20 protein-coding genes are annotated in these 23,560 nt (G+C 70.6%); 8 read left to right on the top strand and 12 right to left on the bottom strand.

Features of this window, described 5'->3' with window-relative positions:
* The first annotated feature begins 41 nt into the window (after positions 1-41).
* Positions 42-1,691 carry a hypothetical protein gene (locus tag ACIGXP_RS01495; RefSeq protein ID WP_399762861.1) on the top strand — a complete coding sequence of 550 codons (1,650 nt, stop codon included), beginning with the start codon at positions 42-44 and terminating at the stop codon, positions 1,689-1,691.
* A gap of 299 nt (positions 1,692-1,990) precedes the next feature.
* Here ACIGXP_RS01495 and ACIGXP_RS01490 read toward each other — a convergent pair whose 3' ends face one another.
* On the bottom strand, positions 1,991-2,614 hold the full coding sequence (locus ACIGXP_RS01490) for a TetR/AcrR family transcriptional regulator (protein ID WP_399762859.1): 624 nt from the start codon (positions 2,612-2,614) through the stop codon (positions 1,991-1,993).
* Between the two features lie 159 nt (positions 2,615-2,773).
* Here ACIGXP_RS01490 and ACIGXP_RS01485 point away from each other — a divergent pair, with 159 nt between their 5' ends.
* The 5 genes from ACIGXP_RS01485 (at position 2,774) to ACIGXP_RS01465 (ending at position 8,649) form a co-directional block, all read left to right on the top strand.
* Positions 2,774-4,978: an MMPL family transporter gene (locus tag ACIGXP_RS01485; RefSeq protein ID WP_399762858.1), complete on the top strand. Its 2,205-nt coding sequence runs from the start codon at positions 2,774-2,776 to the stop codon at positions 4,976-4,978.
* A 48-nt stretch (positions 4,979-5,026) separates the two neighbouring features.
* On the top strand, positions 5,027-5,749 hold the full coding sequence (locus ACIGXP_RS01480; RefSeq protein ID WP_399762857.1) for an LmeA family phospholipid-binding protein: 723 nt from the start codon (positions 5,027-5,029) through the stop codon (positions 5,747-5,749).
* Between the two features lie 172 nt (positions 5,750-5,921).
* Entirely contained in the window at positions 5,922-6,368 is a 447-nt protein-coding gene (locus ACIGXP_RS01475) for a hypothetical protein (RefSeq protein WP_399762856.1), read from the top strand.
* Positions 6,369-6,469: 101 nt separating this feature from the next.
* A complete protein-coding gene (locus tag ACIGXP_RS01470) occupies positions 6,470-7,396 on the top strand; it encodes a hypothetical protein (RefSeq protein ID WP_399762854.1) in 927 nt (308 codons plus the stop codon).
* A gap of 62 nt (positions 7,397-7,458) precedes the next feature.
* Positions 7,459-8,649, top strand: a complete 1,191-nt coding sequence (locus ACIGXP_RS01465; protein WP_399762852.1) for a permease — start codon at positions 7,459-7,461, stop codon at positions 8,647-8,649.
* A 101-nt stretch (positions 8,650-8,750) separates the two neighbouring features.
* On the opposite strand, the gene ACIGXP_RS01460 is transcribed toward ACIGXP_RS01465, so the two are convergent.
* A complete protein-coding gene (locus ACIGXP_RS01460; RefSeq protein ID WP_399762851.1) occupies positions 8,751-9,335 on the bottom strand; it encodes a TetR/AcrR family transcriptional regulator in 585 nt (194 codons plus the stop codon).
* A 128-nt stretch (positions 9,336-9,463) separates the two neighbouring features.
* Between ACIGXP_RS01460 and ACIGXP_RS01455 the strand changes: the two genes are divergently transcribed.
* Positions 9,464-10,330: a class I SAM-dependent methyltransferase gene (locus ACIGXP_RS01455; protein WP_399762849.1), complete on the top strand. Its 867-nt coding sequence runs from the start codon at positions 9,464-9,466 to the stop codon at positions 10,328-10,330.
* A gap of 275 nt (positions 10,331-10,605) precedes the next feature.
* On the top strand, positions 10,606-12,048 hold the full coding sequence (locus tag ACIGXP_RS01450) for an alpha/beta hydrolase (RefSeq protein WP_399762847.1): 1,443 nt from the start codon (positions 10,606-10,608) through the stop codon (positions 12,046-12,048).
* A 102-nt stretch (positions 12,049-12,150) separates the two neighbouring features.
* On the opposite strand, the gene ACIGXP_RS01445 is transcribed toward ACIGXP_RS01450, so the two are convergent.
* The 10 genes from ACIGXP_RS01445 to ACIGXP_RS01400 form a co-directional block, all read right to left on the bottom strand.
* Entirely contained in the window at positions 12,151-14,088 is a 1,938-nt protein-coding gene (locus ACIGXP_RS01445) for an ABC transporter ATP-binding protein (protein ID WP_399762845.1), read from the bottom strand.
* Between the two features lie 3 nt (positions 14,089-14,091).
* A complete protein-coding gene (locus ACIGXP_RS01440) occupies positions 14,092-14,508 on the bottom strand; it encodes a lasso peptide biosynthesis B2 protein (RefSeq protein ID WP_363219148.1) in 417 nt (138 codons plus the stop codon).
* Positions 14,509-14,582: 74 nt separating this feature from the next.
* A complete protein-coding gene (locus tag ACIGXP_RS01435; RefSeq protein WP_399762843.1) occupies positions 14,583-14,843 on the bottom strand; it encodes a lasso peptide biosynthesis PqqD family chaperone in 261 nt (86 codons plus the stop codon).
* A gap of 129 nt (positions 14,844-14,972) precedes the next feature.
* On the bottom strand, positions 14,973-16,814 hold the full coding sequence (locus ACIGXP_RS01430; RefSeq protein WP_399762841.1) for an asparagine synthase-related protein: 1,842 nt from the start codon (positions 16,812-16,814) through the stop codon (positions 14,973-14,975).
* A 158-nt stretch (positions 16,815-16,972) separates the two neighbouring features.
* A complete protein-coding gene (locus ACIGXP_RS01425) occupies positions 16,973-17,080 on the bottom strand; it encodes a keywimysin-related RiPP (protein ID WP_116152784.1) in 108 nt (35 codons plus the stop codon).
* A gap of 639 nt (positions 17,081-17,719) precedes the next feature.
* Complete coding sequence (locus tag ACIGXP_RS01420; protein WP_399762839.1) at positions 17,720-18,328, bottom strand: MarR family winged helix-turn-helix transcriptional regulator; 609 nt, start codon at positions 18,326-18,328, stop codon at positions 17,720-17,722.
* Positions 18,329-18,410: 82 nt separating this feature from the next.
* A complete protein-coding gene (locus tag ACIGXP_RS01415) occupies positions 18,411-18,851 on the bottom strand; it encodes a hypothetical protein (RefSeq protein ID WP_399762837.1) in 441 nt (146 codons plus the stop codon).
* Between the two features lie 299 nt (positions 18,852-19,150).
* The gene (locus tag ACIGXP_RS01410) at positions 19,151-21,934 is read right to left on the bottom strand and encodes an AAA family ATPase (protein WP_399762836.1); all 2,784 of its coding nucleotides are present in this window, start codon (positions 21,932-21,934) and stop codon (positions 19,151-19,153) included.
* Positions 21,935-22,311: 377 nt separating this feature from the next.
* Positions 22,312-22,857, bottom strand: coding sequence for a hypothetical protein (locus ACIGXP_RS01405; protein WP_399762835.1), 546 nt, complete (start codon positions 22,855-22,857; stop codon positions 22,312-22,314).
* Complete coding sequence (locus ACIGXP_RS01400) at positions 22,854-23,540, bottom strand: hypothetical protein (protein ID WP_399762834.1); 687 nt, start codon at positions 23,538-23,540, stop codon at positions 22,854-22,856. The genes ACIGXP_RS01405 and ACIGXP_RS01400 overlap by 4 nt, the downstream gene beginning before the upstream one ends.
* Positions 23,541-23,560 lie beyond the last annotated feature (20 nt).

Below are 23,560 nucleotides of genomic sequence, written 5' to 3'. Positions count from 1 at the left end.
GACCCGGGAGCCACCACCTGCCGCGACGAGAACGGATCGACATGACGACAGCCACCACAGTGGCCGGCCGCCCCCTGTCCGGCTGGTCACGGCACACGCGCCACGGCACCTGGCATGCCCTTCTCCCCGCCCGGTCCGGCGAGCCCACCCTCGGCGCGCTGCGCATCGACCGCGCCCTGCTGGCACCCGAAGGCACGCGCGAGCGCCTGGCGGCGGCGGTGCTCACCACCGCGAAGCTCAGGCTGCCCGGCCTGCTCGCTACGGTCGACCTCGTGGCGGAGGCCGGTGAGGTGTGGCTGCTGACGGCCCGGCCACCGGCCCCCACGCTGGCCGACGTCCTGTCGTCGGCCAACGACCCTCGCCCGGACGCGGGCAGCGTGGCCAGCATCCTCAACGAGACCGCGCAGACCCTCCTCGCCCTGCACACAGCAGGCCTGACCCACGGTTCACTCGGCCCCGACACCGTCGTGCCGGCCCCGGACGGGGTCGCCCTGCTGGCCGAGGCGGAGCTGGGCACGGTGCTGGGCGACGTGCCCGCAGGACGGGTGCCGGGCGACACGCCGCACGCCGGCCGCCCGGCAGTGGACACCGCTGCCTGGGCCGCCCTGGCCCGCACGCTCGGCGCCGCCTGGACGCAGCCCGGAACCCCCGCGGCGGACCTGGTGGCCCGCTGCGCTGCCACCGCCGAGTCGGAGGGGCTGGCGGCGGCCCGGGCCGCCCTGGTGGGCGGGCGCGCGGCACTCCCGGCGGACTTCCTGCGCCGTACGGCGCTCCGCGCGGCGACTGCCGCGTCGGCCCCCGAGTTCGTGCCGCCGAAGGGACCGGTACCGTCCGTTGCAGCGGCCCCCGACCGCCCGACTCCACCGACGGACCGTCACCCCGCGCCCACTACAGAGGCCCCCGCTCCCCGCCCCACCGCCCCCGGACCCCCTGCACCCGCGCCCGACCGCGCGTCCCACCCTTCAGCCACCGCCGACCAACTCGCCACGGCCGCCGGCGCCCACAGTGTCACGGGCCCGGACCCGCGAGTTCCCCTGGCCGCCCCCGCATCTCACCCACCAGCCGTCGCCGACCGGCTCACCACGGCCGGCCGCGCTCGGCGCCCCACCGCTCCGGACACCCGGGCGACCGTACTCGGCAAGCGCAACCGTGCCGCCTCGCCTCCGGTGGCGACAGGGGAGGACTGCGGCGAGATACTGCTCCGGTTCGGGCCCGGGGTTCCCTCGGAGGACCAGGACGCCCTGCGTGCACGATGGCGGACCGAGGCGGCGCCGGCCACCTCCCCACGCTCGCGCCGCAGACGCCGGGGCTGGATCCTCACCACCGCCGTCGTCGCGATCGCCGCCGTCCTGCTCTGGCTGCTGCTGCGCCCGGGCCCCGCTCCCGCGGTCGTCGCCGTGCGTGTCCAGGCCCCCGCCGGGCCGTTGCACTGCGATCAGACCGCCGACCTGATCGGTGTCGTCACCACCGACGGGCACGGCGGTCCTGTCACATACCGGTGGCTGCGCGCGGACGGCCAGGACTCGGGCGAGCTGGTCCGCACCGCCCACCGCGGCGAGCGCCGGCTCAGGGTGCACCTGCGCTGGACGGTCCGCGGTTCGGGCCGCTTCCGGGGGACCGCCCGCCTGAGGATCTCGCACCAGGCGGCCCCGATGGAGGCGAGGGCGAGTTTCACCTACGTCTGTCCATGAGAGCCACACCGCGGCGACGTGCGGCCCCGCCACCCCCAGCAACGGATCGCCGACTTGCCCAGCTCGGCCGCGCCCATGGCCGGACGCTGCTTCCTCCCCCGTCATCACGGGCAACCTCAAGCCACCACGCACCGCTGAAGCACAGACCAGCTGTCACCGGGCGGGGACTCTCCCCCTGGGGGTACGGTCCACGTCAACCTGGCGCTCATCCTGAGAGAGCCGCGAGGTCGTGGCCCGGCTGCGACGAGGGCCGGCCATGCGGCCGGGCCCAGGCCAGGGTTCCTCTCCTCCCGCCGCCGTCATGGACGTTGGGGGGAGCCGATCTCGCGCAGGATCCCGAAGGCCCGCAGCAGGGGCGCCGGGCCCGTGTCCGTGATGCCGGATGCCCGGCGCGCCCGGCGTGTCCTCAGCACGGCACGCACTGCGGAAAGAGCCGCGCAGGCGATCACGGCCGCTTTGAGGTCGGCGTCGGGCGTGTCCGGGGGCAGCCTGCGGTGCACCAGCGCGGTCAGCCGCTCCTCGAAGTCGGAGAACGCCTGGACGAGGCGGGCCGTGACGACGTTCTCGATGTCCTCCAGCGGATGGCCGAGGGCGGTCAGGGTGGAGGCCGAGAACGGTTGGGCCGCCGCCAGCAGGGCGTTGCACACCGCGTCCAGGGGCTCCTCGTCGGCCGGACGCCGCGACAGCGCGTTCTCGACGTACGCGAAGATTTCGACGCCGTCGGGCAGCAGCAGGGCTTCCTTGCTGTCGAAGTAGCGGAAGAAGGTACGCACGGAGACGTTCGCGTATGCGGCGATGTCCGCAACGGTGGTGGCCTCGAAGCCGCGCTCTTTGAACAGGCGCGCGGCCCCTTCCAACAGCAGGCGCCGCGTCTCCTCCTTTTTGCGTTCGCGCAGTCCGGCGGGGGCGATCTCACTCTGCATGTGTCGAAGCCTCTGCCATGGTGTCGCGACTGTCAATTGACACCCATGTCACGCGATCTGAGTACCGTGAGCCGAAACTGGCACGGATGCCAATTGTCATTCATGCCACTTCTTCTCTAGAGTACGTGTCACTCGTGACACTTTTCTTGGGAGGCCCCGGTGCCCCGACCCTCGCAGCACCTCTTGGAGCAGGCCGACGCGCACGCCGACGCGCAACCTTCGGCGGACCCTGACCCGACGCGCGGCGTACTCGGCCGCCTCGGCGGCTTCTGCGCCCGGCATCCGGCGGCGGTCATCGCCGCCTGGCTGCTCGTCCTCGTGGCGGCCCTGGCCGGGCGGCAGATCGCCGCACCCACCTTCAGCGACGAGGTCAGCCTGCCCGGCGCCGCCTCCCGCACCGGCGCCGACCTCCTCGCCACCTTCATGCCCCAAGCGGGCCGGCCCAGCGGCAAGGTGGTCTTCCACATCGACTCCGGCACCGTGGCCCAGCGGCAGTCCGCACTCGACCGAACGCTGGCCGACCTGCGTGACCTCCCGCACGTCACCGCCACCTCCACGCTCGTGACCAGCGACGACGGGCGCACCGCGTACACCGCCGTCTCCTTCGACGAGCAGCTGAAGAATCTCGGCCACGACTACACCGCGCGACTCGACAGGGCGACGCAGCCCGCCAGGGCGGCCGGACTCGGGGTGGCCTACGGCGGCGACCTCGAACAGGTGGTCAGGGAACCCGCCGACGACAAGCTGAGCGAAGGCGTGGGCGTCGCCGTCGCCCTCGTCATCCTGCTGCTGGCCTTCGGCAGCGTCCTCGCCGCGCTGCTGCCCCTGGTCACCGCGCTGATCAGCGTCGGAATCGGCCTGGGCATCGTGGGCATCGTCGCCGCCACCGTGTCCTTCGCGACGTCCTCCACGACCCTCGCCGGCATGATCGGCCTGGGCGTGGGCATCGACTACGCCCTGTTCCTGACCACGCGCTTCCGCCAGGACCTCATCGACGGTCGCGATCCGGTCGACGCCGCGGCCCGCACGGCGCACACCAGTGGACGCGCCGTCCTCATCGCCGCCGTGACGGTCGCCGTCGCCATGCTCAGCCTGTATGCGTGCGGGCTGAGCTTCATCGGCAAGATCGGCCTGGCGGCCACCCTGGCCGTCGTCGTCACCGCCGGTGCCGCCCTCACCCTGGTTCCGGCAGCCCTGGGCCTGGTCGGCAGGCGCATCGACCGGCTCCGGCTGCGCCGCCCCGTCGCCGAGAGCACAGGGGCGCACGACGGCTGGCACCGCTATGCCGGACTCGTCTCGCGGCGCCCCTGGACCTTCCTGGCCATCGGCCTAGCCGTCCTCGGCATGTGCTCCGTCCCGCTGCTGTCGATGCGCCTCGGCCACGTGGACGCCGGCGCCGACCGGCCCGGCAGCAGTACCCGTACCGCCTACGACTGGATCGCGAACGCCGACGGGCAGGGCTTCGGAACCGGGGCGAACGGCCCGATCCTCACCGTCGTCGACGTGAGCAGGTCGAAGACCCCGGTCACCCGGATCTCCGACGACGTGACCGACGCTCTCCGGGACACCCATGGCGTGGCTTCCTTCACCCCTGTCGAGCCGAGCGCCGACGGGAAGGTCCTCGTCACCACGGTCACCCCGACCACGGGTCCGCAGGACGCCGCGACCGACGCTCTCCTGGACACCCTCTCCGGGCAGACACTGCCGAAGGCCCTCGACGGCACCGGCGCCCGGGCCTATCTCACCGGCAGCGTGGCCGGTCATGCCGACTTCCGCGACACCGTCGGCGAGCGACTGCCGATCGTCATCGGCATCGTCCTGGTTCTCGCCTTCCTGCTGCTCATGACGGTCTTCCGCAGTGTGGTGATCCCCCTGAAGGCCGTCGTCCTCAATCTGTTCACCACTGCCGCGTCCTACGGCGTGCTCGTCGCGGTCTTCCAGTGGGGCTGGGGCGACTCGCTGCTGGGGCTGTCCGAGCCCGTCCCGATCGAGTCGTACGTCCCGATGATGATGTTCGCGATCGTCTTCGGCCTGTCCATGGACTACGAGATCTTCCTGCTGTCCCGCATCGCCGAAGCCTGGCAGCGCACCGGTGACAACCGGCTTGCCGTGGGCGAGGGGCTGTCCGCGACGGCGCGCGTCATCTCCGCGGCGGCGTTCATCATGACCGCGGTGTTCCTCTCCTTCACCGCCTCGCCGACCGTGGTCGTGAAGATGCTCGCCCTGGGACTGGCGATCAGCGTGATCGTCGACGCCACCGTGGTCCGCCTCGTCCTGGTGCCGTCCGCCATGTTCCTCATGGGCAAGGCGAACTGGTGGATCCCCCGCCGACTCGACCGGTTTCTCCCGAAGTTGTCCGCCTGACCGCCTCACCCGCCCGCCCAGCCCATCGTTTCCGGAGTGAGTGACCACGTGACCGGTAACCGTCGGAGCAAGACCCGTGTCCTTGGCGCGATCATCGCGATACTGGCCGCCCTCGTGTGCGCGACCGATCTTCTCATCGAGCACAGGACCGAGGAGCGCATCGCCGCCCGTGCGGCGACCTGGCTGAAGCCGGACGGACCGGTGCACGCCGATCTCACCACGCCGCTCTCGGGACTTCGGACCCTCGCCGGGGACGTCGGCGACATCGAGGTCAGCGCCAAGGGCGTGCGCCGTCAGCACACCGTCATGGACGTGTCCGTCCGGCTGAAGGACGTCACCACGGGCGGCGACAGTGCCGGCGGCAGCGGGACCGCCACCGTCGGATACGACCAGGTGACCCGGCACCTGGGCGCGCTCGGCGCGGACGGCGTGACAGCCGGCGGTCAGGACGGCGCCCTGCTCCTGAGCGGGAACATCGCTCGCCTCGGACTGCCGGTCGCCGTGCGGGCCGAGGTGTCCACGACCGCGGACGCGCTCACCGTCACGCCCACGACCGTCAGCGTTCTCGGCCGCAGTGTGGCGGTCGACGACCTCGCGGCCCGCTCCGGGGCCTCCGGGCTGCGGGACGAGCTCGCGCCCCGGACCCTGGCCGTCACCGGCCTGCCCCGCGGCGTCGCGCTGACCTCGGCACACGCAACCGACCACGGCCTCGTCCTCGCGTTCTCGATCGCGGCCGGCCCGACAGCGACCGTGGCGGGGGGAGCCGCTTGACGGTCCGGTCCGCGCGTCACCACGTAGCCGGCCTCCTCGACCGCGGCCGCCGCGGCGTCGTCGAGCGGGCCTTGGGAGGCTGACGGACAACGGTCAAGTCTGACGAACACTACTCCAACCACTCGATACCCTGCCGGGGTATCCTGCAGCGAGACTGTACGAAAAGGAGGGCATGGCCGTGGACAGCGCACAGGCAGGCAGGCGGGGCGCAGCCCGGCTGCTGGCCGTGTGCGCGGTGCTGTTCGGGCTTTTCCTCATGCACGGAGCCCCGGCCACGGCCGCGGAGGGTTGCCATGGCGTCATGACCGCGGCCTCGCCGATGCCCAGTGGCCACGACACCGCTGCCCTGCTCACGGCCCACGCGCCGACCGGGCACGGTCCAGGACCCGCCGTCCGGGCCGTCGACGTCTCCCGGATGCCTGGAGTGCTGTGCGTGTCGACCCCCGCTCACGAGCGGACCCCGCTGCCTGCGCCCGGCCTGCTCACCGTGGCAGGTGCAGCCGTGCCCGCCCTGTGGACGCTGACCCGACTGCGGGCAACGGCCGACGGGAGGGGGCGGCGCGGACCCCCGGACGGCGGACGAGAGCTCCTGCTTCAGGTGTGTATCGCGCGGACGTGACAGGTGCGCGCCGGACCCCGGCCAAGCCGGAAACCGGCACCGTTCCTGCTCGTTCCGCGCACCACCGGTGTGGTGCGCCCACCCGGAGAGATTCCACTTCGATGGTCACCTCGTACCGTTTCACCGCGCGCCGCCGCGGCCTCGCAGCGGCCGGCGCCGCAGCCGTTCTCGCGCTGACGTCGGCTGCCTGCGGCTCCTCCAGCGACTCCTCTTCCATGCCCGGCATGGGCCACGGCAGCAAGTCCTCCGCGTCCTCCTCGCCCGGCGCGTCGCCGTCGATGGGGGGCATGCCCGGCATGGATCACATGGCCTCCGGCAACGGCCTGTCCGACACCCAGGACGGCTACCGCCTCACCTCCAAGGAAGCGACGCTGCCGTCGGGCAAGCAGACCGCCTACCGGTTCACGGTCACGGGCCCGGACGGCCGGCCGGTCACCGGCTTCGCCCTCGACCAGACCAAGCGGATGCACTTCTACGCGATCCGCTCCGACCTGACCGGCTTCCAGCACATCCACCCGACCATGGCCGCCGACGGCACCTGGACCGCTGGTGTGTCCTCCCTCCCACCGGGTTCCTGGCGCCTGTTCGCCTCCTTCACCCCGAACACCGGTGCGGGCAGGGGCAAGGACTTCGTGCTCTCGCGCACCGTCACCGTGCCCGGGAACGCCGCCAGGACCCCGCTGCCCGCACCCGCCACCAGCACGCAGGCCGACGGGTACACCGTCACCGTCAAGGGCGAGCCCATGGCCGGCATGGCACACCCGCTGACCGTCTCGATCACCAAGGACGGCAAGCCGGTCACCGGCCTTGAGCCCTACCTGGACACCTACGCCCACCTGACCGCATTCCACGAAGGTGACGCCGCGTTCGCCCACCTCCACCCGACCACCAAGGTGACCGGCGACCACGGCGGCCCGGACCTGACCTTCCACGCCGAGCTGCCCGTCTCCGGCAACTGGCGGCTGTTCCTGCAGTTCCAGATCGGCGGCAAGCTCCACACTGCCGCCCTGACCCTGCGCGTCGGCTGAACCCCGGCGGGGCGCCGCCCATACGGCGGCGTCCCGCACCCTGACGGAGGAAGGCTTCACAGATGCACGCCGTACTGCACGCACTGTCGATTGCCGGGTCGATGACCTGGGAGATCACCTGGGCCCTGATTCTCGGCTTCGCCCTGTCCGCCGTCGTCCAGGCCGTGGTCCGCAAGTCCACCGTGGTCTCGCTCCTGGGCGATGGCCGACCCCGCACCCTCGCCATCGCCGCCGGCCTGGGCGCCGCGTCGTCATCCTGCTCGTACGCGGCGGTCGCGCTGGCCCGCGCACTGTTCCGCAAGGGAGCGAACTTCACCGCCGCGATGGCCTTCGAAATCGCCTCCACCAACCTGGTCGTCGAGCTCGGCGTGATCCTGGCCCTGCTGATGGGCTGGCAGTTCACCGCCGCCGAATTCGTCGGCGGTCCGATCATGATCACCCTGCTCGCGGTCCTGTTCCGCATCTTCCTGCGTGACAAACTCCTGCGCACCGCCCGCGAGCAGGCTGAACGCGGACTGGCCGGCTCGATGGAGGGCCACGCCGCGATGGACATGTCCGTTCACAGCGAGCGCACCTTCGCCCGGCGCCTGCTCTCCCGCGAGGCTTTCACCTCGACCTCACACGTCTTCGTCATGGAGTGGGCGGCGATCCTGCGCGACCTCGTCGTCGGCCTGCTCATCGCCGGCGCCATCGCCGCCTGGGTGCCCGATTCCTTCTGGCGCACCTTCTTCTTCGACGGCCACCCCCTCGCCTCCAAACTGTGGGGCCCGATCGTCGGCCCGCTGGTGGCGATCGCCTCGTTCGTGTGCTCCATCGGCAATGTGCCGCTGGCGGTGGTGCTGTGGAAGGGCGGCATCAGTTTCGGCGGCGTGGTGGCCTTCATCTTCGCCGACCTGCTGATCCTGCCGATCCTCAACATCTACCGGAAGTACTACGGCGCCAAGACAGCCGCCTTCCTGCTCGGCACCTTCTATCTAGCGATGGTCGGTGCCGGATACATCGTCGAGTTCTCCTTCGGCGGGCTTGGACTGATCCCCGACCAGGCCGACGCGCAGATCCCCATGGAGGGCGTGAGCTGGAACTACACCACCTGGCTCAACATCGCCTTCCTCCTCCTGGCCGCGGTGCTCCTGATGCGCTTCTTGCGCACCGGCGGCCTGTCCATGCTCCGCATGATGGGCGGCTCACCCGACACCGGTCACCTGCAGCACGGGCACCCAGCAGGGGACACACACGGCAGGCACCACCACTGAAGCGTGGCCCCCACCCGTGGGCGGAGGGCCAATTCTGCCCACGGGCTACGTGCGTCCTGGGAGGTGCCACTCTGTGACTCCGGTCCTTTCGCCGAGCGTCCCTAGCCCTCCACCAACGCGGCCACCAGGCGCTTCATAGCGAGCCGTGGATCAGGTGTGCCCGGCCAACTGGTCATCAGGAGATGGTGGGCGGTGCCGACGATGGCGAGGGCCACGGTGTCCGGAGCGATGGTCTCCGCCACCCGGCCGAGCTTCTGTTCCTCCTCCAGATAGCCGGTGATGGCCTCCTGGATCGCGGTGAAGCCGGGCGCCCCGCCTTCCAGGGCCGTGCGGATGCGCTGCGCGGCCGCGGGGCGGCTCAGGGCGAGGCCCGACAAGGCAGGGCCGCCGGAGTCGAACAGCGCGAGGACGACGGCGTCGAGATTCCGCGCCACCGAGCCCTGCCCGGCGAGGTCGGACAGGGCCTGCGCCTTTGCCGCCGTCCGCGCGAACCGGTCGAGGCAGAGCTCGGCCACGAACTCGTCGAACCCGGCGAAGTGCGCGTGCAACAGCCCCTTGGCGCAGCCCGCTTCGGCGGTGACCGACCGGCTGGTGAGTGCGCCGGGCCCGTCCCTGCCCACGACGCGCTCGGCGGCCGCGAACAGCCGCTCGCGTACGTCCGGCGTGGCCACTCCGCGCGGTGACATGGGTCGCTCTCCCGTTCTGCCTCAAGGCCGCAACTCCTCGGATGGTAGCTGGGATTGCCAGTCCGGGCACATGCCCATACTGTTTGGGCGCACGCCCATTCTCCGTCATCCACCACAGGAGGACCCCCGTGCCGGACGTCGTCAACACCGACCAGGAAAAGGCGTGGAACGGCCCCGAAGGTGCCCACTGGGCCCGCAATCAGGACCGCTGGAACGCCGTGAACGAGGGCTTCAACGAGCCGCTGCTCGACGCCGCCGGCATCGCGCCGGACCACCGGGTTCTCGACCTGGGCTGCGGCTCCGGGCAGACCACGCGGCTCGCCGCCCTCCGCGCACCCCGAGGGCACGCGCTGGGCCTCGACCTCTCCGCTCCCATGCTGGCCGAGGCGCGGTCCCGCGCGGAGCGGGAGGGCATCACCAACGTCTCCTTCGCCCAAGGCGACGCGCAGGTGCACCCCTTCGAGTCGGGCGCGTTCGACACGGCGATCAGCCGCTACGGGGTGATGTTCTTCGCCGACCCCGTGGCGGCCTTCGGCAACGTCGGGCGAGCGCTGCGGCCCGGCGGGCGCCTCGCGTTCGTCTGCCCGGCCGATGCCGGGCTCAACGGCTGGGTGGCGGCGGTGGAGTCGATGCGCGACTTCCTGCCGGCCGGCGACTTCGGGAGGCCGGGGGTGCCCGGTATGTTTTCCCTGGCCAGTCCGGATCGCATCCGCGACGTCCTCACCGCGGCCGGATTCACCGACATCGCCATCGACCAGGCGCAAGCATGCGGGACATGGGGACACGGAGCCGAGGACGCGGCGGAGTTCCTGCTGGGAACGGGCCCCGGTCGCCACCTGCTGGAGCAGACCGACGCGACTGCGCAGGCACGCGCCCGCCTCACCCTGACGGACCATCTGCGCAACCACCTGGCAGCGGACGGCACGGTGCGGCTGCGCAGCACGTCGTGGCTGGTCACAGCGGACCGTCCGACTGAGCCTTCGGGCAGGCCGTAGAGCCCTGCCCGAGCCCGATCCCCCGGCCTGGACCACCCTGGCGCGTCACGGTTGGGTAACGCCTATTCCGTAGATGCTATGTGATATTGCACATGCCACATGATGCTTCCATGACAAAAGTCAGAGCCCTGTTATCGGTCGTCGCCGTCATCGGCGGAGTCTGCGCGGGTATCGCCCCTGCTTCGGCTTCCTCAACCACGCCAGGAGGCGCGGATCAGGGGAAACTCATCTGGAGCTCCTGTAACGACGCGACAACTCCTGCGCTGCAGTGCGCCATGCTCGAAGTGCCGCTGGACTACACACAGCCGAACGGCGCCAAGATCAAGATCAAGGTGAACCGGCTCCCGGCCACCGCGCCCAAGAGCAAACGGCAGGGGCCCATCCTGCTGAATCCCGGCGGCCCCGGCGACTCCGGTCTGTGGATGCCCGCCTACATCTCCGGCAGGATTCCTCAGGACGTCGCCTCGACCTACGACTGGATCGGCTTCGACCCCCGCGGCACCAACGGCAGCGAACCCCACGTCACCTGCGACGCGCACTACTTCGACGCCGAGCGGCCGGACTACCAGGTCAGCCAGGGCACCTCACAGGCATGGCTGGAGAAGTCGGCCGGCTACGCCGCCGACTGCGCCGCGAACTGGAGCTGGTTCCTGCCGCACATGACCACCGTCGACAACGCGCGCGACATGGACAGCATCCGGCGGGCGCTCGGCGTCCAGAAGATCAACTTCTACGGGGGCTCGTGGGGCACCTCGCTGGGCTCGACGTACGGCCAGCTCTTCCCTTCGCACGTGCGCCGGATGGTGCTCGACAGCATCGTCGGCCCCACCATCAGCTGGTACGACCACAACGTCCTGCAGGACAGGGAACACCAGCGCCGGTTCGACGCCTTCGCGGCATGGACCGCCAAGGCCGACTCGGTCTACCACCTGGGCACGGACGCCGCCACCGTGGAGCAGAAGTACTACCAGGTCGAAGCCGCGTTGCGGACCAGCCCGGTAGCCGCCGCCCCGGCCCCCGGCAAGATCGGCCCCGCAGAGTTCGAGGACACCTTCTACGGTGGCGGCTACAACTTCCTGCGCTGGCCGCAGATGGCAACCGTACTGTCGGCCTACCTCACCAAGAACGACACCCGCCCGCTGCAGAGCGCCTATAACCGCTATGCCGCCCCGGGTGCCGACGACGGCACCTTCCCCGCGTACAACGCGGTCCAGTGCACCGAGAACAACTGGCCGCGTGACTGGGAGTTCTGGAAGAGGGACCAGGTCAAGGTCAACGCCGTCGCGCCCTTCTATACCTACAACAACATGTGGTACAACGCGGCCTGCGTGTTCTGGCCCTACCAGGGCAACCCGGCCGGCCGACTGAAGATCACCGGCAAGGGCCTGCCGCCCGTCCTGCTCTTCCAGGCAACCGAGGACGCCGCCACCCCCTACCCGGGTGCCCTCGCCATGCACAAGGCACTGCCCGGATCCAGACTCGTCGTCCAGAACGGAGGCAGCTTCCACGAGATCCTCTTCCACGGCAACGCCTGCCTGGACGACACCTTCACCGACTATCTGCGAGACGGCCGCCTCCCCGCAGGCAAAGGTGTCGCCGCGAAGACGTGCGCACCCGAACCCGACCCCACCCCGGTCTATGTGACGCCGCCCGCCACCGCGCATGCCGAGCCCGCCCTGCCGGTCACAGACCCCCAGGCCATCCACGGCGCCAGGTAACGCGACGCAACCCTCCCGCCGGCCAGGTGGGCCGGGTGGGCCGGGGCAATCGCACCCCCGGCCCACCCGACCACGCTGCCCTCAGGTCCGGAGAGGCAACAGCTACTCATGGACGCCCCCACCGGCGGCCGTCGGCCTGGCGGTGAGCATCTGAGTCATGGCCAGGTCGCGATAGAGGGAATCGGACCCGAGCAGTTCCGCGTGGGTGCCCACGGCCCGGACCCGGCCCGCCTCCATGACGATGATGCGATCAGCGGTGGTGACGGTGGACAGCCGGTGCGCCACCACGAGCACGGTGATGTTCCGCGCCGCCTCCGCCACGGTCTCCCGCAGCGCTGCTTCGTTGTCGGCGTCCAGCTGCGAGGTGGCCTCGTCCAGGAGGAGTAGCCGAGGGCGGCGCAGGAGGGCCCGGGCGATGGCCACGCGCTGGCGTTCACCTCCGGAGAGCCGACTGCCCCGGTGGCCGACCAAGGTGTCCAGCCCCTGCGGAAGACGGGCGACGACAGGTTCCAGCCGGGTGCGGCGCAATGTCTCGTGCAGGTCGTCGTCCGGCGTGTGCGGTGCGCCCAGGGTGAGATTCTCGCGCAGTGTGCCGGACAGCACGGGCGCATCCTGCTCGACGTAACCGATCGCTGCGCGCAGATCGGCCAAGGGCCACTCTTCCACGTCGCGTTCGTCGAGGAGGATGCGGCCGGTGTCCGGGTCGTAGAAACGTTCGAGCAGGGAAAAGGTGGTGGTCTTGCCCGCGCCGGAGGGGCCCACGAGCGCCGTCACCCCTCGGGCGGGCACGGTGAAGGAGATGCCGTGATGGACGGCGGGCAGCCCGGGCTGATAGCGGAAGCCCACCTGCTCGAAGCGAAGCGTGGCCGCCGACGGCTGAGGCCGCCTCCCGGCCTTTGCGGCGCTGGTGGACCACGTGCCGGGGACAGACGGTTCGGCGGTCTCCACGTCCATGTGCTGAACCGCCTCGATACGCAGGGCGGCGGCCGCACCGACCTGGAGCTGCCCCACGGCCTCGACGAGTTGGTTGATCCTCGGGGCCAGCGCGAACAGATACAGCAGGAAGGCGACCAGGGTGGACACGCTGATCGTCCCCGAGGCGACCCGGGCACCGCCCACGCCGAGCACCGCCAGGAAGGACGCCTGCCCGGCCACGGCAGACGCGGCCGCCGACAGGGCCTGCCAGCCGGCGGCGCGTACCCCGGTGCGACGGGCGTCCTCCGCCATCCGGTCCAGAACGACTGTCTCCCGCTGCTCAGCCCCGGCAGCCTTGACCGCGCGCACCGCCCCGAGAGTCCGCTCCAGGGCCGCGCCGATCTCGCCGACCGACTCCTGCGCCTGCCGGGTGGCACGGCCGATGGCGGGCGTCGCAGCCCCTACGACCGCCCCCAGCAACGCCATGACGGTGAGCGTGACGGAGAGCAGGACCAGGTCCAGGAGGGCCATCAGCACCAGCGTCATGACCAGTACGACAACGCCTGTGAGGGCGGGCGCCGCGGACTGGGTGGCGGCTTGACGCAGCAGCATGGTGTCGGAGGTGGCACGGGTGATCAGATCACCCGGTTCGTGCCTGTCCAGCTCGGGCACGGTCAACCGGAGCAGGCGCCCGGTGATCCGCTGCCGGGCGGAACACACGACGAACTCCGCGGTGCGATGCAGGACGTACTGGCCAAGGGCGGAGAACCCGGCAGCACCGAGCAGCAGCGCGGCCAGGACCAGTACGGGACCGATGGCCGTGCGCCCCGTGCCCAGGTCGTCGATCAACGTCTTGGCCGCCAGGGGCTGGGCCAGGCCGAGGGCGCTGCCGATCAGCCCGAGCAGCGCCCCGGCGAGTCCGGCGCGACGGTGCGGCCGTAGAGAAGCCGCCAGGGCCCGGTAGCCGGAGCGGGCCCTGAGGGCACCCGTGGGGGAAGCAGCGCGTTCGGCCCCGGCGCCCGTGGCCGGCGCGCCGGACCGAGCCCCGCCTCCGGAGACGGCCGACGCGGCCTGGGCCGTTGTCCCGGTGCCGGGGCGCGTGGGGGCGGGCGGCGATCCGGCCATGGCTCAGTCGACCGTGAAGAAGCGCTGGAAATAATCGGCAGGGCAGTCCTCGCCGACCGGTTGTGCATCCGCCTCCACCCAGGCGTGCGCGGCGAACGGCGGCTGCTTGCGCACCCCCACGCACCAGGTGGGCCACTGGCCGCGCATCCGGCACAGCAGGACCGTCGCCAGCGACCTGGGCAGACACCCCTTGCGGCCGCCGGCGGTCAGGCTCACGGCCAGGACGGTGTCCAAAGCGGCCGCGGTCTGCGCCACCGAGGCCGGGCGTGCGCCACGGCGCACCTGGCGCAGCAGGGTGCGTATCCGGGCGGGTGGTTGAGTCGCCAGCAGGTGGGCGCACCCCACGGCGAGACGGGCCGCCAACCGGGTGGGCAGCGGTACGGCACGAGGCCGGTAAGGAACCGCTTCGGGCGTCGACATGGCTTTCCTCTCTGCACGTTCGGACGTCGTGAGGGGAGTGCTCCGGCTTCTTGGGCCGCCGGCCGCTCTGCCTGTCAGTTCTCGCCGATGAGCCCAGCCGATCGCAGTTCCGTGAGGATGCGGTCGACGTCCTGCTGGGCGAAGCTGTCGCTGACGTCGTACCGCTCGGTCAGGGCATGCACCGCCTCGTCCGTGCCCCGGCCCGCCAGCATCGTTTCCAGGACCACGGCGGCGGTGGGATTGAGGGTCCAGTACTCGCCACTGTTCTCGTCGAGCAGGGCAAGGCCGTACTCGGTCTCGGCCATCAGGATGCCGCCGCGCAACTCCAGCTTCATCGGAAGACCTCCGTAACGAGGGATGTGTGTCGGTGGTGGCAGGGGGCGTCGGCGTGTCACAGGAGGATCAGTCGGTGGCGGCCGGGGCGTCGAAGGGCACATGACCGGTGGCATGTGGCAGCGGGCGCATCAGCCCAACGTCTCCCACGTACGCAGCCACACCTCACAGCCGACGGTCGGGTGAAGGAGTACGTTCTCCAGCTCCGCCGACACCGGACCGGAGCACCAGGCGCGCCACGCGTCCGCGTCGATCAGGCCCATCCTGGCCAGCCGCGAGTCCTCGCACAGCGCCAGCAGCGCCTTACGGTGCCGCCGCAGCCCGACCTCCTCCTCCAATGTGGCGTTGGCCTTGGTGGCGCGGGTGCGGCTGGCCTCGGGGACGACGCCGCGCATGGCCTCCACAATGAGTGGTTTGTACCGCCAGGGAGTCACTCGTTCCTCCGGGCGCACCGCCAGGCCGGTTTCCACCACACGGTCGTCGTAGAAGGGGGAGGCGAAGAGAAGGCCGCGCCGACGTGTCATCTGGTTGAGGTGCCTGGCGAACCGGGACACCGCTTGCATGGTGACCAGTTCGCGGTGCTCTCCGTGCCCGGGACCCAAGGGCCGCGCCACCTCAGCCTCCTGCCGGATGAGTGCGCGCACCGCGTCGACGGCGTCCGCGGTGGCCCACGGCGGCATCCGAGCGGGCGAGCACCACTGGAACAACGGCTCCTCCAGCGAGGGCAACGGGCCGGTCAGGTCGGTCGCCGTCTGCTCCAGCCACGCCCCGTACGGACGCCGGTCCAGCAGCTGTCGTGCGGCTTGCCGCCGCGACCAGCGGTACTTGGCCAGGTATCCGCGGGCGTGGCGGACAGCGGTGCGCGGGTGGCGCAGCAGCAGGTCGTGAACGCGGGCGGAGGCGCCCGCAAGCAGCTCGTCACCACCGAATCCGCTCAGGTGGACGGTGGATCCCCGCTCTGCGGCAAGGTGAAGAAGACTCATCCGTCGGTTGCGGTCCACGGCATACAGCGACGGAGCGTCCAGTACGTCGGTCAGCGCGTTCACGCCGTCGAAGGTGAGCGGAAAGTCGTTGGCCGGAACGACGTGGTGCTCGATGCGCCCCTCGGCACCGCCGGCCGATGACAGCTCCTCGACCGTGCGACGGGCCCAGTGCACATCATCGCCGCGAGGGTCGTGAGTCGCCGCGGTGTAGGCGACGACCTTGGCGCCGGCGCCTACGGCGGTGCACACCACGGCGGTCGAGTCCAGACCGCCCAGATCGGCTGTGACCAGGTCCCGGTCCCGGACCCGGATCTCTACGGCTCGGCGCAGCTCATTGCGCAGCATCGCCGCGCCCTCGGCCAAGGGCACGTCGCGACGCGGCAACCACCACCAACGCTTCCGGTGTGCCCGGCCGTCGCGTTCCAGAACCAGGTAGTCGTGGCCGGGCAGGGCTTCCACTCCGCGCCACACAGGTCGCGCGGCCAGCGGGTGGAGCACGCCCAGACTGAGCATCTGGACGGCAAGTCGGCCCTCGTCGAGGGGTGCTCCGATCAGTTCGGCCAGGACATCGGCCCGATCGGCCGCCAGGTGAGCCGGGTGCGCCCCGCCATGGAACAGAGACCGGACACCGGTCACGGTGCCCTGAGCACGTATCCGGCCGTGCAGGCTGAGCAGTAGGTGGTAACTGCCGTGCCAGGAACGGGCGAAGCGGTCGAGGCAGGCCAGGTCGGTGGCCGCGGCCGCCGCGTCGGATGCTTCCTCGGAGGTGACGGCGTGCTCACCCAACACCGCGAGACGCACTCCGCCGCACTCGCCGACCGTCAGCTCCCTTGGATTCCAGCGCCCCATCAGCCACGGCCGGCCGGACGCGTGCGGGTGGCTTTCGGTGGCGTGCGGAAGAGCCCTGGCCGCCACGGCTGCCGCTTCGTCGGTATCGGGCAGCACCACGAACCAAGCGGGCACCACGGCGAGCAACGCGGGGCTGTTCATGGACTCACGTACCTCCGGTCGATGGCGCGTCCGCGGGTGCGGGGAGGGCAGGCCGGGTGGAGCGGCGGAGGACAGTGGGTGACCGCCCTCCGCCGCCTTGGACGGGCCCCGGTCACCTCGCGCCGAAGGGGCGAGAGAAGGGCCCGGTCACCTCGTGGTCAGATGAGCTGGTGACCGCCGGTGAGGTCCTTGGCAGTGCCGCCGGCCAGGCCCGTCGTCTTGCGGAATCCGCCGGCCTTGGTGAGGGTCGGACGCTCGTACGTCATGGCCACACATCCTTTCGTTCACGACGACATCAGCTGTCGCCGTTTCCGTCGGCTGAAGGGAACGTTGGCACAGGCGCCTGCTCGAATCAGCAGTTCAGCGCGGTTCCGGACCCGCGGACGGCCAATTCGGTAAGTCACCCTAGGGGCAGCAATCAGATCATCACAACAGTGCGTGGTGGGGGCGCCACACCAGACGAGAAGTGAACTGTGCATCCCTTGGGCGGCGGTTGCCACCGAAAGTGCCGGAACGCCGGCCATGAAGAAGGGGTTTGGGGGTACAGGAAAAGGTTTTCGCCCTGTCCCCGAGTGAAATCAGCTGCGTCCGAGGCGCACAGAACCAACTCACCGCGACCGGTTTGCGCAGGTCAGGTACCCTCCAACCGTCGTATGGAAAGCCGGAATTACCGCGGCTTCAACTGTAGAATTTGCAATTACCGGCCTACGTTTCGACCAGTTCTCCAAGCAAGAAACCTGTAAGTCCCCGACGAGAACCGACGGGAACTGTCACAGAAATTTCATATCCAGACCGTTGGACGGCGTCCGAGTTCGCGCAACCGTGGCCCGGTGGGCAGGTTTATGCCACGGCGTGCCAGGGGGCTCTGGAAGTGGAGCCGACGGTGGCGCGTGTCGCAGCCGTGGTCATGCAGGGGTGCCTCCTTCGGCGGCAGCGAGGTGGGCGGCGATGAGCTGCTGATTCTGGACGAGCCGCAGGCACAGGTGGCGGAGCTGGTGGAGTTCGGTGTCGGTGAATCCGCGGAACAGCGCTGCCAGCGCCCGCTGCGTCGGTGCCCGGTACCCGTCCAGCCACGCCAGGCCGGCGGGGGTGATGCGGGCGAGGACGGATCGGCGATCGGCTGGGGCGGGGTCGCGCCGCACGAGTCCTTCGCGTTCGAGCGTGTCGACGAGGCCGGTGGCGTTGCGGGGGGTCATCCCTGCGGAGCGGGCGAGGTCGCCGAGATTCGCCCCGGCCTCGCCGAGGGTGCGCAGGCGGATCAGCACGTCGACGGCTCCGGCGCTGAGGCCGCGGCCTTCCGAGCCGTGGGCGCGAAGCCGCTCGACGGACCTGTGAGCCGCGCGTGCGGCGGCCGCCGCCTCCAGGTGCAGTGTGTCGCCTCCTCCCGTGAACTCGCCCATGGCGGCTCGCACTTGAGGGTCGTAGAACAGCCCGTCCGCATCGCGGGCGAGTCCGTCTGTATTAGTTACGTGCTTCATAATGAAGTAATACATGACCTTGTCATGCTCGGTCAAGGAAAGTGAGGCAGCAAGCAGCGCCCAACAAGGGGCCGCCCGCGGCCACTTGGCCGCGGGCACTCCTTGGCGCGGAGCGGTCCTAGGAGTCGCACCTTCCCGGGACGTAGCTGTAGCCGTCGAGGTAGAGGAGGTTCATGCCGAGAGCTTCCTCGTAACCCACTGACCATGTCGATTGGACGGGACGGCTCCCCTTCACGTAGAAGGTCATGATGTTCCCTTCGGTGACGACGTGGCCGCGGAAGCCGATCCTTTCGTTCGCTGCCACGACCTCACCCTCGTCGGTGAAGGCATACGTCCAGTGACCGTCCGGTTGGTCGTTCGCGCCACCGCACCAGACGCCCACCACCTTCTCAGGGACGGACCATTGGGGCTCGGTCTCCTCGGTCTCAGGTGGCGTGGTGTCGAGGTCCGGAGTGGAGGTCTCCGGGTCCGGAGTGGAGGTCTCCGGGTCCGGAGTGGAGAACACCGGGTCGGGATCCCGGCCCGAGGAATCCACGTCGTGCGATGAGCAGCCACTCATCGTCACAAGGATCAAGCCCAGCATCAAGGCGCAGAAGAACCGAGAGGCCGGGGCCAACGCGCAAGACCGCATGGTCCCCCCATACAGATCGGAATCGGAAACGCTCGGTGACGAGGCTCTGTGCCGCACGTGGATGCGGCTCCGCTGCTGGACGGTTGTTCCGCAGCGGGCTCCCGTCCGTTCTGTACGCTACGAAGGAACGGCCGCACGCACCCCGGGGAATTCCCCTGGGTCCGACCCCGGGTTTTGCGGATCGCCCGGCCCCGTGAACCGGGTATCGGCTGCCGACGGGCCGGGTGTCAGGTGTCCCTGCCGAGCTTGCCGATCAGTCCCATGCGGGACGTGATGCCGAGTTTCATGTAGGCGTTGGCCAGGTGGTACTCGATCGTTTTGACACTGAGGACCAGCTCCTGCGCGATCTCACGGTTCGACATGCCCTGCATGGCGCGTCGGGCCACGGTCAGCTCCTGGGGGGTGAGACCGGCAGGACGGACACCGCCCCGGGCTGCCGCCGTGCCGCCACAGGCCGCCAGCTCGGCTGTGCACCGTTCGAGGTACGGCGTGGCCTGCAATCGGAGGAATGTCTTGTGGGCGGCTTGAAGTTCGGCCACCGCTTTCGGGTGTTGGCGGGCACGGCGCAGAAAGGTGCCGTAGGAGAGGTGGAGCAGCGCTTCTTCCCAGCAGGGCTCTCCCCGCTCGCAGTGCTGCAACCCCTTCCGGAACGCCTGGTCTGCCGCTTCCCGGTTGCCGTGGGCCTCCTCCACCAGGCCCCGGCAACGCGCCGCCGACGCCTGTTCGAGCCATCGTTGTCGCTCGGCCGCACGGCTCTCGTACGGCAGCAGCACGTCCAGGGCCTCGTCCTTGCGGCCCAGGCGGGTCAGGGCCTCGCAGAGCAGGGGGCGCCAGGCGACGATCCCGGCCTCTTCGAGACCGTTTCGGTGGACGATCTCCTCGCTCAGAAACGGCATCAGCTCGGCCACCGCGCGCTCGTCGTCACCGCGGGCAGTGTGGACGAGTGCGAGCGCCGTCGCGGCGAAGGCACCGTCGTTGACGTCGCCGAGTACCCGGGCGTGGCGCGCGGCTGTCCTGGCGTGTTCTTCGGCGGCCTCGAAGTCGCCCCGGCCGGCGAGGGGGAACGCGGTGACGGAGTGCACGACCGCCAGGATGGAGATCTGGTCGGTGTCCTCGGCCAGGGACACAGCCTGAGAGCCGTGGGCGATGGCCTCGTCCCACAGCCCCGCGCGGAATTCGGCGTCGGTGAGGAAACCCAGCGCCACGAGAGCCGCGTACGGCAGTCCGCCGCGCCGATGCGAGGCAAAGGCGTCCTTCAGATCCTGGCGGGCTTCGCCCAGTTGGCCGTTCCACAGTCGCAGCATGCCCCGTGCCAGCAGACCGTCCAGTTGCTCTGGGGTGTCGCGAAGGCCGCTGGGCCGGAGGTGGTCGAGGGATCGGATGCCCGCGTCGTAGTCGCCGGAGATCGCCAGGCCGATGGCGAGGGAGTCGCGCAAGAAGGACGACCGCTTTCCCGGCGGCAGGTCGAGCCCGCGACGCGCCCATGCCACGATGCCCGGCGCATCGCCCTGGATGAGGCACAGCCAGGCCATCTGCTCGGCGGCATTCCTCAGGGTTTCCGCTCCCGTGGCCGCGTCGCAGCTCTCCCAGCAGGCGGCGAGCCGGAAGCGCGCTTCGTCCAGACGGCCTGTGGTGAGGGCGAGATGACCGAGTACGTAGTGTTGTTCGGGGTCCTGCGCCATCTCACGTATCGTCGGCTCCAGTTCGGCCGCTTGGCTGACATCGCCGGCGAGCAGCCGGTACTCGGCGGTACGCATCAACGACCGCTCGCGCACCTTTCCTTGCGTGGACAGCCGCGCGGCGGCCGCGGAAGCGGATGCGGCTGCCGCCCAGGCGCCTTTCTCCGCCTGCTGTGCCGCGAAGCCGATGAGTGCGTCCGCGAGATCCCCGTCCGGTGCGACGGCAGCATGTACTCGATGCTGAAGCGCGACATGCTGGTCGTCGGAGCGGGCGGCCGCCAGGTGGTGCAGGCGGGAGCGTTCGGCCGGGTCCAGCCCGCGATAGACAGCCGCCCGCAGCAACGGATGCGGAAAGGCGACGCCGGGCACGGCACCGGCGGAATCCTCCTCCAGGAGTTCGTGAGCCATCGCCTCCGCCAGCGCGCCCAGCGGGTCCGCCACGGCACCTACCTGTACCGCCTGGTGAAGGGGGCTGGACATGCCGAGGACGCTGGCGGCCTCGACCAGGTGGCGTGCGGCGTCGCTGCACCGGGCGAGCCGCGCGGTGACAAGCTGTTCGTATCGGCGGGGAGCCGGCAGGAGGGCGTTGCCACCGAGGACGTCTGCGGGATGCTGCCGCAGAAGCGCCTTGGTGTGCAGCGGGTTTCCGCGTGTGTGTTCCCGCAGCCGGGCAATGGCCCAGCGGGGCAGGACCGATGGTCCCAGAGCGTTGTTGAGCGCGACGACGTCCGCGACGCTGAGGCCCTCCAGTGTCAGCGCGAGCGTGGTGTCGTCGTGGAGGATGCGGTGCAGCCCTTGTGGCAGCCGGGGATCATTGGCGTCCCGGGTCATCAGCACGGCCAGAACCCGGTCCCTGCGCAGCCGCCGCAGCACGAAAGTGAGTGCGTGCAGTGAGGGCGTGTCCGCCCAGTGGACGTCATCGATCAGCAGCACCACCGAGGCCTGGTTCTGAAGCTGCCCCAGGGCGTCGAGGAACAGGGCGCCGACCGCGATCGGGTCCTGAGGGGCGGCGCTGCCCGGCATGCTGAGGGCCGGCTCCCGCAGCGCTGCCGGTGCGTCGGGCAGTTGGGGTACCAGTTGCGCGATGAGTCCGTAGCTCAGCTCCATTTCGAGTTCCTCGCCGCTGGCCTTCACCACGCAGCAGTCCGAGGCGACGCCGGACAGGAAGGACCGGGCAAGTGAGGTCTTGCCGATCCCCGCAGGCCCTTCGACCAGGACGACTTGGGGCGCGCCATGCGCCGCCGCGTCCAGCCGGTCCTTCAGACTGCTCAGTTCCCTCTCCCTGCCCAGGAACAGGGACTCGGGGACCTGCTCGGGCGTCTGCGGCGACAAATCGGCTCCTCGCTGGTTCAGCGTGCTCGTGAATCGCGGGGTCGGTCACCCTTACGCCATCACGCACCGCCTCCGGCTGGAGGTTCTTCACGGCGGGGCGCGTTCACCCGACCGAGTGACCCGCTCAAGTCACAGGACGCCCCGACCAGGGAGACCTGCATACCGTTCCGCGGAAAGAACAGGGCCGGCTACTCGGTGCGCAGGCCCTCCGGGCGCATCAGCCGCAGCAGGGCGGGCAGGCTGAGCAGGGTGACCGCGAGGACCACCGCCGCGCCGACGCCGCTCATCGGCCGCAGACCCTCGGGGGTCTCTCCGCCTCGGCAGCGATCGCCCCCACGCGGTCGGGTGGCGTGGGCCACGGCCCGCGGAGCCCTCGCTCAGCCGGCCGTGGTGCGCAGCGCCGCCTCGGCCTGGTGGATGCGCCATTCCTCCACGGTGTCCTGCTGTCGTCGGGCTCGCTCCAGCAGCCTGTCGAGCAGGGCCGGGTCCAGACGCTCGTCCGTCCCGGTGAGCCGGCGCAGGGTCTGCCATCCGGCTGCCTTGCCCTCCACCGCCAGCCGCAGCGCCTCCAGCTCCAGCACGGTGCTCAGCGCAGAGCGTCGTACCAGCCGGCCGTTGCCCTTCAGCCGCGCCAGCTTCTCTGCCACCCAGCCCGCGCATACCTTGTAGCGACGGACGGGGACGCCCAGGTCCCGCATGATGCCGACAAGCGCCGTCCGGTCCTCGGCGATTTCGGTGGCGACAGGCCCGAGCGCCCGGCCGAGCGCGGAACCACGGGTCACCCGTGCCAGGTGGCCGACCCGCTGAGTGCCCGCGGTGGCGCCCGCGAGGTGGTCGTTCAGATAGATGCCGAGCAACTTCATGTCGGCGCCGTGTGCGGACGGGTGCCGCCGAAGTGCGCCCGAGCGTGGTGGGGCATTCATCGGAAGCCTCCTTCATGTGTGCGTGATTCCCGTGGCGGCGTGCACGCGGAGGGTGCAGGGCTGCGCCGTGTACCCACCGTCGTCATGACGCGTACGAGGCAGGGCATGCGTGGCGTGGAGCCGAAGCCGAACCGTACGGGCGGTGCCACCGCGGTGAGGGAGCCGAGGTCCCGCCCCTGGAGGTTCGCGGTCGCCGCGGTGATCAGATGCAGATCGCGGGCGCCGTACCACTCGTGTCGGCCGCCGCCCGCCGTCCCACGGGTGCGCACGCCCAGGAGGAGGCGGGCGAGCGGGTTCGTCACCACGGTCCAGAAGGGCCGCGCGGCCAGTACACCGGGGACCGCCCGCAGCAGCAGCCCCACGGGGCCGCGCCGGCCGGCGATGAACCGGACGTCGAGCAGCGGACCTGCGGTGACCGTCCAGTCGTCGCCGGTGACGCGGACTCGTACGGGTGCGACCCGGACCTCGTCGAAGGCGTAGGTGCCGGCGATGAAGTCCCCCATCCGCCTGGTGGGGGCCAGCAACAGGCGGTGGCCGTCGGCCCGCTCAAGCATCACGTCGCTGAACGGCCCGAAGGGGGAGCGGAGCCAGTGGCCGAGGACCAGGCGGGCGCCGGACGTGGTGCCCATACCGGCGATCCACCCGTCGAAGAGCAGCCGGCCAGTCGACTCGGATCGGCGCATCAGGGTGCCTCGCCGGCGGT

This window comes from Streptomyces sp. NPDC053069 (assembly GCF_044546895.1).
GTDB lineage: Bacteria > Actinomycetota > Actinomycetes > Streptomycetales > Streptomycetaceae > Streptomyces.
Note: the sequence above shows the minus strand (reverse complement) of the source record. Positions and strands in the feature narration are given on the sequence as shown.

What these genes read in the sequence shown, in the direction of transcription:
- ACIGXP_RS01460 (WP_399762851.1), bottom strand. Translation starts at nt 9,335, where the DNA reads ATGTCACCGCGCGGAGTGGCCACGCCGGACGTACGCGAGCGGCTGTTC.
- ACIGXP_RS01440 (WP_363219148.1), bottom strand. Translation starts at nt 14,508, where the DNA reads ATGTCGACGCCCGAAGCGGTTCCTTACCGGCCTCGTGCCGTACCGCTG.
- ACIGXP_RS01415 (WP_399762837.1), bottom strand. Translation starts at nt 18,851, where the DNA reads ATGAGTGGCTGCTCATCGCACGACGTGGATTCCTCGGGCCGGGATCCC.
- ACIGXP_RS01425 (WP_116152784.1), bottom strand. Translation starts at nt 17,080, where the DNA reads ATGACGTACGAGCGTCCGACCCTCACCAAGGCCGGCGGATTCCGCAAG.
- ACIGXP_RS01405 (WP_399762835.1), bottom strand. Translation starts at nt 22,857, where the DNA reads ATGAATGCCCCACCACGCTCGGGCGCACTTCGGCGGCACCCGTCCGCA.
- ACIGXP_RS01430 (WP_399762841.1), bottom strand. Translation starts at nt 16,814, where the DNA reads ATGAACAGCCCCGCGTTGCTCGCCGTGGTGCCCGCTTGGTTCGTGGTG.
- ACIGXP_RS01475 (WP_399762856.1), top strand. Translation starts at nt 5,922, where the DNA reads ATGGCCGTGGACAGCGCACAGGCAGGCAGGCGGGGCGCAGCCCGGCTG.
- ACIGXP_RS01495 (WP_399762861.1), top strand. Translation starts at nt 42, where the DNA reads ATGACGACAGCCACCACAGTGGCCGGCCGCCCCCTGTCCGGCTGGTCA.
- ACIGXP_RS01470 (WP_399762854.1), top strand. Translation starts at nt 6,470, where the DNA reads ATGGTCACCTCGTACCGTTTCACCGCGCGCCGCCGCGGCCTCGCAGCG.
- ACIGXP_RS01435 (WP_399762843.1), bottom strand. Translation starts at nt 14,843, where the DNA reads ATGAAGCTGGAGTTGCGCGGCGGCATCCTGATGGCCGAGACCGAGTAC.
- ACIGXP_RS01450 (WP_399762847.1), top strand. Translation starts at nt 10,606, where the DNA reads ATGCTCGAAGTGCCGCTGGACTACACACAGCCGAACGGCGCCAAGATC.
- ACIGXP_RS01490 (WP_399762859.1), bottom strand. Translation starts at nt 2,614, where the DNA reads ATGCAGAGTGAGATCGCCCCCGCCGGACTGCGCGAACGCAAAAAGGAG.
- ACIGXP_RS01400 (WP_399762834.1), bottom strand. Translation starts at nt 23,540, where the DNA reads ATGCGCCGATCCGAGTCGACTGGCCGGCTGCTCTTCGACGGGTGGATC.
- ACIGXP_RS01445 (WP_399762845.1), bottom strand. Translation starts at nt 14,088, where the DNA reads ATGGCCGGATCGCCGCCCGCCCCCACGCGCCCCGGCACCGGGACAACG.
- ACIGXP_RS01465 (WP_399762852.1), top strand. Translation starts at nt 7,459, where the DNA reads ATGCACGCCGTACTGCACGCACTGTCGATTGCCGGGTCGATGACCTGG.